Raw genomic sequence first — 12,344 nt, forward strand, 5'->3', positions numbered from 1 at the left:
AGTGCTTTACCCCCCAAATTTAATCATTACCGCTGCGCCTCAACACATTTCGGGGAGAACCAGCTAGCTCCTGGTTCGATTGGTATTTCACCCCTAACCACACCTCATCCGCTGATTTTTCAACATCAGTCGGTTCGGACCTCCACTTGGTGTTACCCAAGCTTCATCCTGGACATGGTTAGATCACCAGGGTTCGGGTCTATAAACACTGATTTAACGCCCTATTCAGACTCGGTTTCCCTTTGGCTCCAGCATTCTCGCTTTAACCTACCAGTGCCTATAAGTCGCCGGCTCATTCTTCAACAGGCACGCGGTCATCCGTTAAATCGGACTCCCACTGCTTGTAAGCTTATGGTTTCATGTTCTATTTCACTCCCCTTCCGGGGTTCTTTTCACCTTTCCCTCGCGGTACTTGTTCACTATCGGTCACACAGTAGTATTTAGCCTTACGAGGTGGTCCTCGCTGATTCACATGGAATTCCTCGTGCTCCATGCTACTCGGGATTCAGCTACTATCCTTTGGTTTTCGACTACGGGACTTTCACCCCCTCTGGTACAGTATTTAGCTGTTTCGTCTAACCTCTAGATTCGATATTGCTGTCCCACGACCCCAAAAGATAAATCTCTTGGTTTAGGCTCTTCCCCTTTCGCTCACCACTACTTAGGGAATCTCTAGTTTGATTTCTCTTCCTCCAGCTACTAAGATGTTTCAGTTCGCTGGGTTGGCTCTTTCCTGTCTATATATTCAACAGGTAGTACATAGGGTTGCCCCATTCGGACATTTCCGGATCTTAGTTTGCTTCCAACTCCCCGGAACATTTCGTCGGTAACCACGTCCTTCATCGCCTCTGTGTGCCTAGGTATCCACCATTAGCCCTTATTAGCTTGACCACATTTCTTTTTGTTTGCTTTCACAAAACACTCTCATGTCTGTGTCTGCCTGCTAATTCTCTTTCTCTTATGCAGTTTTCAAGGTTCTGGCTGGAATTCAACCCAGCATTCTAACTTAATTTGTTAGGTGCTGACTTTGATTCAGTTATGATCTAAAATTTAGTTTTTGACCTAAGGCAAATAATACTTTGAAAGATTTATCCCAATCTCGACCGACCTAGGTTAGACCAATTTAGTTTCTGTTGATAACTTTCATTACCTTCGATTTCTAAATGGATTAGGTCTCCCTAAAAGGAGGTGATCCAGCCACACCTTCCGGTACGGCTACCTTGTTACGACTTCACCCCAGTCATCAGTCCTACCTTAGGCATCCCCCTCCTTTCGGTTGGGGTAACGACTTCGGGCGTGACCAACTTCCATGGTGTGACGGGCGGTGTGTACAAGGCCCGGGAACGAATTCACTGCAGTATGCTGACCTGCAATTACTAGCGATTCCTCCTTCACGAAGGCGAGTTGCAGCCTTCGATCTGAACTGAGCTCCGGTTTATGAGATTCGCATCACATCGCTGTGTAGCTGCCCTTTGTCCGGAGCATTGTAGTACGTGTGTAGCCCAAGACGTAAGGGGCATGCTGACTTGACGTCATCCCCACCTTCCTCCGGTTTGTCACCGGCAGTCTCTCTAGAGTGCCCAACTTAATGCTGGCAACTAAAAACGAGGGTTGCGCTCGTTGCGGGACTTAACCCAACATCTCACGACACGAGCTGACGACAGCCATGCACCACCTGTGTTCACGCTCCCGAAGGCACTCCCAACTTTCGCCGGGATTCGTGACATGTCAATCCTTGGTAAGGTTCTTCGCGTTGCATCGAATTAAACCACATACTCCACCGCTTGTGCGGGCCCCCGTCAATTCCTTTGAGTTTCACAGTTGCCTGCGTACTCCCCAGGCGGGATACTTAACGCGTTAGCTACGGCACAGCTCGGGTCGATACGAGCTACGCCTAGTATCCATCGTTTACGGCTAGGACTACTGGGGTATCTAATCCCATTCGCTCCCCTAGCTTTCGTCCCTCAGTGTCAGTCTTGGCCTAGCAGAACGCCTTCGCCACCGGTGTTCTTCCTGATATCTACGCATTTCACCGCTACACCAGGAATTCCTTCTGCCCCGACCACACTCTAGCTTTGTAGTTTCCACCGCCTTGATCACGTTGAGCGTGACTCTTTAACAGCAGACTTACAATGCCACCTGCGGACCCTTTACGCCCAATCATTCCGGATAACGCTTGCATCCTCCGTATTACCGCGGCTGCTGGCACGGAGTTAGCCGATGCTTATTCCTCAGGTACCGTCATTTTTTTCTTCCCTGAGAAAAGAGGTTTACAACCCAAGAGCCTTCCTCCCTCACGCGGTATTGCTCCGTCAGGCTTTCGCCCATTGCGGAAAATTCCCCACTGCTGCCTCCCGTAGGAGTCTGGGCCGTGTCTCAGTCCCAGTGTGGCTGATCATCCTCTCAGACCAGCTACTGATCGTCGCCTTGGTGCGCCTTTACCACACCAACTAGCTAATCAGACGCAAGCTCTTCTTCAGGCAGCAAGCCTTTCACCTCTCGGCACATCCGGTATTAGCCACCGTTTCCAGTGGTTGTCCCGAACCTGAAGGTAGATTCTTACGCGTTACTCACCCGTCCGCCACTATCTCCGAAAAGACCGTTCGACTTGCATGTGTTAAGCATACCGCCAGCGTTCATCCTGAGCCAGGATCAAACTCTCCATTTTGTTTTTTCGAGTTTGTTGGCTCCGACATTAGTTAAAATCTCGGAATCCTCTACAATTATCTAGGAACTAATTCCTAGTAATTTAAATTATCTTACGACGAGGATTGGTTTAATCTATTCTTTCAAAGTATTATTTTTTCTCGGTTCAGTTGCCGGGAGTCGTTTCTCTCTTCGGCACTTAATCAACATAACAATCCTTCCTAGTTCTGTCAAGGGGTTTTTGCAATCTTTTTTTCAGCAAGGGTGAATTCAAAGGCTATTTTCGACTACAAGCTTTATATCGCAAGGCTTAGACAGATTTTGATAATCATCAAATATCTATAGGATGTTGCCCATAATAAGGTAAAGCCTCTGACCAATGAGGATTTTTACCTTGCTGCCAATCTAAATAAGCTAAATCCAAAATACTGTTGACAGTGGCTGCTAACTGAGATGTAGCGGAAATTAATTGATAACTGGTATGCCAATTAGCTAGGGTTTCTTGCCATGCAGTTGGGGTGAATACTTTATCTATTAATAGTGCGGTGATGCCAGAATTATCAGCGTTGGGTTGATAAATAGCTCCAAATACTTGTCCCCGCTGGGCTGGCATTTCTACTGCAATTACTGGATATTGGCAATTCTTTATGATGGGAGTGGTATTTTTATCTTGGTCAGCAGTATTAGAATAGTTATATGCGGTATGCTTTTGCCACGCTACTGCCGCTAGAGTAGAAACGGTAAATGCTGGTATTTTTAGCTGTTGTGCTAGTGTCCGAGCGGTGACAACACCAATGCGAGTTCCTGTAAAACCACCAGGACCTTTGGCAACGGCAATAAATTCTAGGTCTGCCCAGGTTCGTGGTTTAATCAGTTCAATTAAGTATTGATGAATATGACTGGATAAGTCACGCCCTAAGTTCCAAACTTGAGATTGGGGATAATCCGTAAAGTTGCTAATTGCTAAACCGAGTTCTGGTGTGGTGGTATGCAATGCTAAAGCGTATTTATCCGGTGAGAGATGTTTAATTATGGTTGTCAAGGTAAATGCAAATATATTTTTCTGCTAAATAATACAGCAGAATTAAGCATTGGAGGGGAAAACATGAATAAGAATTGGTGTTGCTGATTTTGGCTGTCAATACTCAGCAACATTTTAGAATCTACCTTAATTAGGTGGGGACTAATTCACCTGGACGCAATTTCGACCATTTACCTATTTCTTGTTTAAAGCTAAGACAACCAACAACATCCCATTCCATTTCAATGATTTCGCCTTGTGTGCGAATATTAACGTTGATGGAAGGTTCGTTCGGATCAAAATCTGGTGTTTCTGTTAAGTGAGGTTGTTGGTGCTGGTTTTCTACCGCGTTGTAGGTAAAGCAGCGGTCTACATAGTGGCAATTCACGCAAATACACATAATAGAACCAACTCTAATAAGCTTTATAGTTAATGTAGCTTAATCCAAAATAATCAGCATTAGTTATAGGATTGATTTTTATTAGAATGTCTGAATTAGTTGCTTCTCGGTTAGCGGCCAAAAATTGGCCTTTTAGTTTGGAATATTTGCCCCAACCTGTTTATATGGTTGGTGGTGCGGTGCGTGATGCGATTTTGGGTAGGGTGCGGGAATATGTGGATTTAGATTTTATTATCCCAGTGGATGCGGTGAAGGTAGCAAGAAAGATTGCTCAACGTTATCAAGCTGGTTTTGTGTTACTTGATGCCGAAAGACAAATTGCCCGTGCTGTGTTTCCTGAAGCTACGGCTGATTTTGCCCAACAGGAGGGAGAAAGTTTAATTACGGATTTGTATAGAAGGGATTTTACTATCAATGCGATCGCCTATAATCCCCATACTCAAGAAATTATTGATCCTCTCGCAGGCTATAAAGACATAGAATCTGGTCTATTACGGATGATATCACCTGTAAATCTGCAAAATGATCCTCTGCGCTTAATGCGGGCTTATCGTCAAGCTGCTCAACTGGGTTTTACTATTGAACCAGCTACTCAGGAGACAATTCGCAGTTTAGCACAAGATATCCGCAAGGTGGCAGCGGAAAGAGTTCGCGTAGAAGTTGGTTATTTGTTGGCAACTTCTCACGGAACATTTTGGCTAAATACTGCTTGGAAAGATGGTGTTTTAACTAGTTTATTCAAAAACGCTACTGATGAAAGCTTTATTAAGTTAATTGCTGTTGATGAAGCTTATGCTGTAATTAGGCAACGTTGGCAGGAATTAGGAGAAGAATTAACAAATTATGTGCGGGAGACTGTAAAAACATCCTGGTTGAGTATTGCTAAACTTGCTTGTCTGGTTGACTCCAAACCAGAAATTGCCGAACTTGAATTACAGGAACTTACCTATAGTCGCGCAGAAATTCGGGGTGTAACAACGGGATTAAGACTGTTTGCGGAACTAAAAGAGGTACATAAGCCTTTGCGAAAACAGTATTTTCTCTTTCGGGAAATGGGAATTTTATTTCCGGCTGTGTTGGTATTGGCTTTAGCAAATGATATTGTAGCTAAAGGAAGGTTTGAGGAAAGTATGTTAGTTACTTATGGACTTTTAATCAAGCGTTATCTTGACAAAAATGATGTGGTTGCACATCCTATTCCTTTACTCAATGGTAAAGATATGATGACAGCATTAAAAATTCCCGCTTCACCCCTAATAGGTGAATTATTAATGGAGGTTGGTGTTGCTCAAGCTGAGGGAAAAATTTCTACAGTAGAAGCAGCAATAGAATTTGCCGCGAATTTAGTCAAAACCTAAATTTGCTAAATCCACTTTTTGAGTTGTTTAATTTTTAGGGAGTAGGGAATGAGTCTGATTTGGCAGGCTGATTTTTATCGTAGTCCGCTGCAAAATGCCCAGGGGCAGGTATTATGGGAATTATTAATTTGTGATGCAATTCGCAGTTTTGAGTTTACGGCAAGTTGTCCGCAATCACAGGCTAATTCTACTTGGGTTGCTCAACAATTACAATTAGCAGGTAGGGAAAAGTTACCAGATTTAATTCAAGTATTTCGTCCTCAGTCTTTAAGTTTAATTACAACTGCGGGAAATAATTTAGGTATAAAAGTTGAAGCTACTCGCAGAACTTTGGCGTTAAAACAGTGGTTAGAAGCGAAAAAATATCCTGTAACTGTGGATAAACTACCACCAGTACCATTACCGGAAAATCTTTGGGGAGAAGAATGGCGTTTTGCGACGATGACCTCTGGTGATATTGTGGATGAATTTAGAGAACGGCCAATTCCTATTTTACAGATACCAGAGTTTCTCCAGCCAATTAATCTAGGTTTAGCTTCAACAGTGCCTATACCTGGGGTAGTAATTTACGGTGGGCGACAATCTATGCGTTTAGCGCAGTGGTTAAAGGAAAGTAATCCTGTATCATTAAACTATATGGCTGGTATGCCTGATGGTTTGGTGTTAGAGGCTGGTTTGGTAGATAGGTGGGTTTTAGCAACTTTTGAAGATAAGGAAGTTACTGCTGCTGGGAAGTTGTACCAAGAGCGAAAACAGCTAAGTCGGGGGTTGCATTTTTTATTGGTGCAACCAGATGATTCGGGGATGACTTATAGTGGTTTGTGGTTATTGCAAAATGAAGATTAAAAACTTAAGTTTGTAATATTTTTCACTGAGGGCGAGCTTGCTTAAGTATGGCAATTCATATATGATCAAAGATTTAAGTATTAGTAATTATCTGTAAGGGAACTTGGCAAGTTAACCAAATGTCTACATAATTATTAAAGAAATCATAACTTAGTCCAGTTTTCTTGACCTTTTTAACGGAAATCAGACAGATACAAGTGTAGTCTAAATATTCAGCTAATTCATTTAAGCTAAAAGCAAATGAGCGAAATAAGTCAGCGTAGGGTTGTCATTGGTGATGTGCATGGTCACTATGAAGGTTTGATGTTGCTATTGGAGGCAATAGCCCCGGTATCAGAAGATCAAGTCTATTTTTTGGGAGATTTAATTGATCGTGGTCCCAAAAGTGCCGAAGTAGTTGAGTTTGTTAAAGAAAATGATTACCCTTGTTTGCTAGGTAATCATGAAATGATGTTATTAAATATTATGACTAGCAAGAATGTTGCGCCAGCACATATGCAGACGTGGTTATATAGTGGAGGACAAGCTACTATTGCTAGTTACCAATCTGCCACAATTCCTAAAAAACATTTAGATTGGTTTGAAAGTTTACCTACATATTTAGATTTGGGAGATTTTTGGTTAGCTCATGCAGGTGTTGATCCGAAAAGAACTTTGCAAGAGCAAACATCGGATCAATTATGCTGGATTAGGGATGAGTTTCATCAGATAGAGCAACCATATTTTGCAGATAAGTTGATTATAGTTGGTCACACTATAACTTTTACTTTACCTGGTGTTCCTCCTGGTAATTTGGCACAGGGGCAGGGATGGTTAGATATTGATACTGGTGCTTATCATCCCCGTAGCGGGTGGTTAACGGGTTTGGATATTACAAATAAGTTAGTTCATCAGGCTAATGTGTTCAGTAAGGCAGTGCGGACTCTAGCTTGGAACGAGGTAATTACAATTGTGCAGCCACAGGAATTCGTAGGTAGCCGCCGTCATAGAAAATAAAAATAATTACTGCAAAAATGCTCTCATTTTAGATTGATAGATTGTATTATCTAAACCATTATTTTTATAACTTGGTTGATTGTTAATCTGTTTTTGGAGTGCTAAAACGCGATCGCTTGCGCCAGGATGTGTACTTAAAAATGTGGGTAAGGAACTGCTTCTCTGTAATTTTTTCATAAAAGAAACCATTGCTGATGGAGCATAACCTGTTCGAGTAAGGGTTCTTAATCCTCTTCTATCAGCATCATATTCATCCTTACGACTATGAGGAAGATTTAGTGCTAGTTGTACCCCAAGACCTACAGCTTTACTTTTACTTAACCCTGTTGCACTAGCTATACCATTTATTGCCGCTTTTTCTCGCATTTGTTTGAGTAAATGTTTGCCTTCAATGTGACCCATTTCATGACCCAATACACTAGCTAGTTCAGCTTCATTGTCTGCGACTTTGATTAATCCTGTATTGACATAAACAAACCCTCCCGTAGTAGCGAAAGCATTCACAGCCGGATCTTCCACTACTTGGAAAGTATAAGTGAGATTTGGGCGATCGCTATTAGCTGCTAAACGGCTACCTATTTGCTCAATATACCTATTTAACTGTGAGTTACTAGAAATATTGACTTCTTGCTGTAATTCCTGATTCATTTGCTGGCCAAGATTAACTTCCTGACTATCAGACATCCTAGATAGGTTAAATACCTGCACGCCTTGAAATAAAAGCGGTAATAAATCTATAGCTTTACTTGGTAAGGATGTACTCAGACATATACTCAAAGCAACGCTTACAGAAATTAACGGATATAAACACTGACGCTGCCATGAGCGGTAATTTGGCCAAAATCTTTTGTAGTTAATCATAATTTAGTGATATTAACTTTGGTGTAACAACTTAAATTTAGAGGACGAATTTTCAGATTACTAAGTTGCATTTTCAACTCAAGATAGTGCCAATAGTCAATTGCAATAACTTACTGCTAGGATGACACCGGAACTGCTGCGATTATGATAAACTATCGCATAACCATAACGCCTAGCTTTTATCAATTCTGATTTAGTGATCAAGATTGTAGATCACTTAAAAAAATTGTTAGTACAATCAATTACCTAGCTGAAAACTTAACTGCAACTTATCCAAACCTGGTTATGGCTATTTTAGATTCCAAAGGTCGCTTGTTCGGTAAAATCAACCTACTAGATTTAGGGGCTGCACTAGTAATTTTGCTAGTGATAGTAGGTATCTTTATTTTCCCCGGTACTTCCGGTTCTGTGGCTCAAGTAGGTGCAAAAACAGTACCAATAGAGGTGGATTTGCTGGTGCGTGGCCTCAATGTTCGTGATCCTCAACAGTTATTAAAAGAAGGATTCACAAAAGGTGGTAAAACCAATGTGATTATCCGCAATCAACCCTATGGTCAAATTGGGATTAAATCTGTTCAACAGTTAGATAGAATGCTGACTATTGGTCAACCAGATGGTTCTGTGAAAGAATTGCCAGATCCGAGAAAGAATAACTTTAGTACAGATTTTATCTTGACCTTAGAAGGTAAAGCTACAGTTACTAAAGATGGACCAGTTCTTGGTAATAGCAAGGTAAAAATTGGGATGCCTTTTGAATTAGAAGGTTTTAACTATAACTTCAATGCGTCTGTAATTGATATCCGGTTACAGGATAAATAATATCTGTTTAAGGGTGAGATTTTCCTGATTTCATCCTCATTATTTGCAAAAACTATCCATTAATAATTTTGTAATCAAGTAGGTAAATACTGTGGCACAGGCTTCGTCTTCTTGGCGACAATTCATGCATCAAATCTCAGAAATTAAGACAGGAATCCCAAAAAATAACATTTTCAGGCATTTCTCTGAACCCGGTGTTTTACTGGGATTGTTAACAATTATTGTGGCTATGCTGATTTGGAGTTGGCAATTGCTGTTAGCTCTTATGGTTGGCATTGGGATTATGGTAATTACTTACTCAATCCAAAAATGGAACTGGCAATTACGCTGGTTAGAAATCCGCAAATTGATGAGCAGCACTAACAGTCGTTTAGCTTATTCTATTGTTAGTGGTGGTATTGCGACTGTGATAACTTACATGGCTTCGGCAATTTGGGTTGATGCTCCCAGTCATTGGTTAGCGGCTGGCGCTATTGTTCAAGGTATGGGAACGTTGTTAACTTTAATTTTATTGGTCTGGCAAATATGCAGTTTTCAGGGAAATAGAGAGGAAGATTATCTTGATCAATTGTTAAACAATTTAACCGAAAAAGATCCTTTAAAACGGTTAATTTCTATGCGCCAACTCAATAAGTTGATTACCCGTCAGCGTGTTGATACAGCACTACAACAAGATATTATGGAATGTTTGCAACTGCTACTAAGTCAGGAAAAGGAAGTAATGATTCGGGAAGCAGCTTTAGATTGTTTGCAAAATTTAAATGGATTGCAGGTGCTAAAACCGATGCAGTCAAAGGTATTTATTCCTGTGTCGGTAAAATCGCAGGATAAAATATTTATGGATTAGTGATTAACTGCCAATAAATAGCGATACCTTCGGTCAGCTTCGCTATCGCTTTCCTGCTAAAGCATTTTTATTTTTTCCCGAAAAGCTATTGCGGCATCTAAAGGATAATCAGAAATTACATATTGTGCTAACGTTGTTAAATCTAAATCTGGTAATAATTCACTATGCGCCACCAGTTCATAGTTTTCACCACGCAGATGATAAACCGTAAATTGATTATTGATAAAGAACCATACTTCTTTGATACCTAATCTTTTATAAACTTCTAATTTATCAATTCCTCCGCTGCTAAAAACAATTTCAATCGCCAGATCAGGAAACTCTTTTTCTATACCTATACAGTAAGATTCATCTGGTTCTACTCCACCTCTTTTTGCTTGTTTACGGAAAGTTGTAGAACCAAGGGGAAAATAAGGAATACGTTTTTCTTGAAAGTAAATTTCTAGTAAAGATCCAGTAACACTTTTTCGACTTTCATGGCGGCGATTTGGTGACATTAATTCTATAACTCCGTCTAAATATGTAACTCTATATTCCAAGCTGTCACCTAAATCATTAAGCAAAGCTTCATAACTTTCCCAACTCACGCCAGTGATAATTTGTCGTTCTTCTGGATCTTCTGCTTGCAACAATTCTGATAATTCTTGAAGTAATACCATAGCAGTTATTAACACTGAATTACTGATTCTAGTATACTTGATTTTAGGGTTAATAGTTGGTTGATTTGTGATATGGAAATCATAAATAATATTTGAAAAATTTTAAGTAGTGTAGGGTGGGCAATGCACACCGGATAAGTTATCGGTCGGATGAAATACAATTGAGGGCGGGGAAACTTCGCCCCTACCATATTTTATTTTATATTTTTAACTTCTGTATTTTGGGTTAATTCTTCTTTTAAGATTTGCTGATAAATTTTAGGTAAGGAACTGCTAACAGAATTATTTTCTATACCGTATCCTAAACTTGTCCAAGTGGGAGAAAGTTTCCGTAAAACGTCATTTAACTTTTGCTGCTGTAATAGTTTAGGGATATCTATACCCCAGACTTTGGAATCATTCAACCAACGATAAACCACAGCATCTTGATACTCTGCTTCAAAACTATAATTAGTCCACAACATCATTTGGATCGGTTTTGGGTGATAGCGCGGGGCAATATGATCCCACGTAGTATTAATAATTTGATATCTACCTGCGGCTGTGGAACAATTACCCGTATTTGGTCCTGTGATGATAGTGACACATTTTTGAGGATGATGGCTGAGATCATTAACCTGCTCACCACCATATAAAAGAGAGTAGGGACGATTACCACTAGCTTCACTGGCGGAAATAGTTCGCATTAATGCCCGAATATAAGGATTTCCACCTTTCATAACTAGGGGTGGTTGTTTTCTGGTAAATATAGGTTCGGTGGATAATTGTATATCTCCAAAAACATACCACTGAAACAGGTACACAAAGCCCAAAAGTGCGGCTATGGGAGCAATGAGTTTTTCTACACCTTTAAGTTCAAAGCTTTTCAGAATTCCACTCCTTTCAATTTCTTCTTTTGACTAAGCACAAAAAGTTACACTTTGCTTTGGTGAAAATTAAAAACTTCAGTAATATTGCTATGATAATATAATTGGTTATTTAGCTATAATATCAACTATTGTATAAAAATGATGAAGATAGTCATAAAAGGCCAGATATTTTCTAGTTAATTAATTAGGAGCGCTAAATGGGTACACCTAAATCTACCATTTTCTTCCTTGTTAATTTGCTTTACATAGTCAGTTCATGTTGTTTATATAAAGTTAATGACAAGTTGTTAAGATTTTCGTGAACATTGGATTTTCACCTGAAAAAACTTCCCTGAATTGGGAATGATTAATATAGACAAACTTCAAATTATACAAAAAACAAATTTATGGTTACAAACAATAGCAAATATCAACCTTGGGAAGTAGCGGATGATACTGGTTTAAAAAAAGATCATCTTAGTGTAACTAAATTCTATGGGAATTATCAAGATAGCATGGAAATGTACGCACCTGTGGAGCAGGTAGAAGAGTATTTTAATACTCATGCTTCCTGGTTTGGTCGTTGTGCAGAACCCATGAAGGTACACAGGATAGGAGAAAATAGTTATGCTTTAGCAGTGGGTAAATTTGGTGCTTTTGGTTACGACGTAGAACCAAAGATTGGCTTGGAGTTGTTAAAACCCCAAGATCATCATTTCCAAATTCGGACTATTCCTGTACCTGATTACGAAGCACCTGGTTATGAAGTAGATTACAAATCATCCACAAAATTGATAGGTGATTTAGATGGGATTACACGGGTGGAATGGGAGTTGGATTTGGTTGTTGAGTTACAGTTTCCCAGATTTATTCAACGATTATCCCTTTCTTTAATTCAATCTACAGGCGATCGCATCCTTAATCAAATTGTCCGTCAAGTTTCCCATCGTCTCACACACAAGGTACAGAAAGATTTTCACCAATCTCTAAATATCCCTTTTCCCCAAAAGAAACAGCAGAAATACAGCAGGAGTTAGGAGTCA

At 40.2% G+C, this 12,344-nt stretch carries 11 protein-coding genes and 2 rRNA genes (1 of these 13 only partly in view); 6 read left to right on the forward strand and 7 right to left on the reverse strand.

Features of this window, described 5'->3' with window-relative positions; translation table 11 throughout:
- From EZY12_20435 to EZY12_20450, 4 genes are all read right to left on the reverse strand, one after another.
- Nucleotides 1-891: ribosomal RNA gene (locus tag EZY12_20435) — 23S ribosomal RNA — on the reverse strand; it reaches 1,941 nt to the left of the window's first position.
- 290 nt (nt 892-1,181) lie between these two features.
- Nucleotides 1,182-2,668 (reverse strand): 16S ribosomal RNA (locus EZY12_20440).
- The 16S and 23S rRNA genes sit together here, the layout of an rRNA operon.
- Before the next feature lie 309 nt (nt 2,669-2,977).
- Nucleotides 2,978-3,688, reverse strand: coding sequence for a tRNA (adenosine(37)-N6)-threonylcarbamoyltransferase complex dimerization subunit type 1 TsaB (tsaB, locus tag EZY12_20445; GenBank protein ID QSX67091.1), 711 nt, complete (start codon nt 3,686-3,688; stop codon nt 2,978-2,980).
- Between the two features lie 130 nt (nt 3,689-3,818).
- Nucleotides 3,819-4,067, reverse strand: coding sequence for a Ycf34 family protein (locus tag EZY12_20450; protein ID QSX67092.1), 249 nt, complete (start codon nt 4,065-4,067; stop codon nt 3,819-3,821).
- A gap of 86 nt (nt 4,068-4,153) precedes the next feature.
- On the opposite strand from EZY12_20450, the gene EZY12_20455 reads away from it, so the two are divergent.
- The 3 genes from EZY12_20455 (at nt 4,154) to EZY12_20465 (ending at nt 7,267) form a co-directional block, all read left to right on the forward strand.
- Complete coding sequence (locus EZY12_20455) at nt 4,154-5,425, forward strand: CCA tRNA nucleotidyltransferase (protein ID QSX67093.1); 1,272 nt, start codon at nt 4,154-4,156, stop codon at nt 5,423-5,425.
- Nucleotides 5,426-5,473: 48 nt separating this feature from the next.
- The gene (locus tag EZY12_20460) at nt 5,474-6,271 is read left to right on the forward strand and encodes a Tab2/Atab2 family RNA-binding protein (protein QSX67094.1); all 798 of its coding nucleotides are present in this window, start codon (nt 5,474-5,476) and stop codon (nt 6,269-6,271) included.
- A gap of 240 nt (nt 6,272-6,511) precedes the next feature.
- Nucleotides 6,512-7,267, forward strand: a complete 756-nt coding sequence (locus EZY12_20465; protein QSX67095.1) for a serine/threonine protein phosphatase — start codon at nt 6,512-6,514, stop codon at nt 7,265-7,267.
- Nucleotides 7,268-7,273: 6 nt separating this feature from the next.
- Here EZY12_20465 and EZY12_20470 read toward each other — a convergent pair whose 3' ends face one another.
- Nucleotides 7,274-8,128 carry a M48 family metalloprotease gene (locus EZY12_20470; GenBank protein QSX67096.1) on the reverse strand — a complete coding sequence of 285 codons (855 nt, stop codon included), beginning with the start codon at nt 8,126-8,128 and terminating at the stop codon, nt 7,274-7,276.
- A gap of 285 nt (nt 8,129-8,413) precedes the next feature.
- Here EZY12_20470 and EZY12_20475 point away from each other — a divergent pair, with 285 nt between their 5' ends.
- Together EZY12_20475 and EZY12_20480 are read left to right on the forward strand one after the other, a co-directional pair.
- Nucleotides 8,414-8,947 carry a DUF4330 domain-containing protein gene (locus EZY12_20475; protein QSX67097.1) on the forward strand — a complete coding sequence of 178 codons (534 nt, stop codon included), beginning with the start codon at nt 8,414-8,416 and terminating at the stop codon, nt 8,945-8,947.
- Nucleotides 8,948-9,038: 91 nt separating this feature from the next.
- Nucleotides 9,039-9,794 carry an armadillo-type fold-containing protein gene (locus EZY12_20480; protein QSX67098.1) on the forward strand — a complete coding sequence of 252 codons (756 nt, stop codon included), beginning with the start codon at nt 9,039-9,041 and terminating at the stop codon, nt 9,792-9,794.
- Between the two features lie 56 nt (nt 9,795-9,850).
- Here the strand turns inward: EZY12_20480 and EZY12_20485 are convergent, their stop codons facing one another.
- Nucleotides 9,851-10,453 (reverse strand): Uma2 family endonuclease, encoded by a 603-nt coding sequence (locus EZY12_20485; protein QSX67099.1) that lies wholly within the window; start codon nt 10,451-10,453, stop codon nt 9,851-9,853.
- 194 nt (nt 10,454-10,647) lie between these two features.
- Entirely contained in the window at nt 10,648-11,340 is a 693-nt protein-coding gene (locus EZY12_20490) for a glycoside hydrolase family protein (protein ID QSX70752.1), read from the reverse strand.
- A 368-nt stretch (nt 11,341-11,708) separates the two neighbouring features.
- Between EZY12_20490 and EZY12_20495 the strand changes: the two genes are divergently transcribed.
- Complete coding sequence (locus EZY12_20495) at nt 11,709-12,338, forward strand: DUF1997 domain-containing protein (protein QSX67100.1); 630 nt, start codon at nt 11,709-11,711, stop codon at nt 12,336-12,338.
- Nucleotides 12,339-12,344: the final 6 nt, after the last annotated feature.

The sequence above is a fragment of the Dolichospermum sp. DET69 genome (genome assembly GCA_017355425.1).
GTDB lineage: Bacteria > Cyanobacteriota > Cyanobacteriia > Cyanobacteriales > Nostocaceae > Dolichospermum.

Bases quoted from the DNA above. Each gene is read 5' to 3' on its own strand.
- EZY12_20455 (QSX67093.1), top strand. From the start codon at position 4,154: ATGTCTGAATTAGTTGCTTCTCGGTTAGCGGCCAAAAATTGGCCTTTT.
- EZY12_20450 (QSX67092.1), bottom strand. From the start codon at position 4,067: ATGTGTATTTGCGTGAATTGCCACTATGTAGACCGCTGCTTTACCTAC.
- EZY12_20465 (QSX67095.1), top strand. From the start codon at position 6,512: ATGAGCGAAATAAGTCAGCGTAGGGTTGTCATTGGTGATGTGCATGGT.
- EZY12_20485 (QSX67099.1), bottom strand. From the start codon at position 10,453: ATGGTATTACTTCAAGAATTATCAGAATTGTTGCAAGCAGAAGATCCA.
- EZY12_20495 (QSX67100.1), top strand. From the start codon at position 11,709: ATGGTTACAAACAATAGCAAATATCAACCTTGGGAAGTAGCGGATGAT.
- EZY12_20470 (QSX67096.1), bottom strand. From the start codon at position 8,128: ATGATTAACTACAAAAGATTTTGGCCAAATTACCGCTCATGGCAGCGT.
- EZY12_20460 (QSX67094.1), top strand. From the start codon at position 5,474: ATGAGTCTGATTTGGCAGGCTGATTTTTATCGTAGTCCGCTGCAAAAT.
- EZY12_20475 (QSX67097.1), top strand. From the start codon at position 8,414: ATGGCTATTTTAGATTCCAAAGGTCGCTTGTTCGGTAAAATCAACCTA.